Source organism: Duganella sp. sic0402 (assembly GCF_019219065.1).
Taxonomy (GTDB): Bacteria; Pseudomonadota; Gammaproteobacteria; order Burkholderiales; family Burkholderiaceae_D; genus Rugamonas.
The window spans coordinates 1-254 of the sequence record NZ_JAHUWK010000056.1 but is presented as its reverse complement, the minus strand read 5'-3'; the positions used below and the strand labels follow the sequence as shown (position 1 = coordinate 254).

The window sequence follows — 254 nt, the reverse complement described above, 5'->3', positions numbered from 1 at the left end:
AGGACGTTGATAGGTCAGGTGTGGAAGTGCAGTAATGCATTAAGCTAACTGATACTAATTGCCCGTACGGCTTGTCCCTATAACCTTGACGGTTATACGCATTTACTCTTGATGAGTTAATACCCCAACTTTACTTCTTCCCGATTGCGCAGTGCCGCTCAGAACAGCGGCACTGCCTACAAGTCAAAGCTTGATGACCATAGTAAGTCGGTCCCACCCCTTCCCATCCCGAACAGGACCGTGAATTTACTCTT

General features: G+C 47.6%; 1 rRNA gene. It reads left to right on the top strand.

What is annotated here, in order from left to right:
- Nucleotides 1-79: ribosomal RNA gene (locus KW842_RS27305) — 23S ribosomal RNA — on the top strand; the annotation flags it as partial.
- Between the last annotated feature and the right edge of the window lie 175 nt (nt 80-254).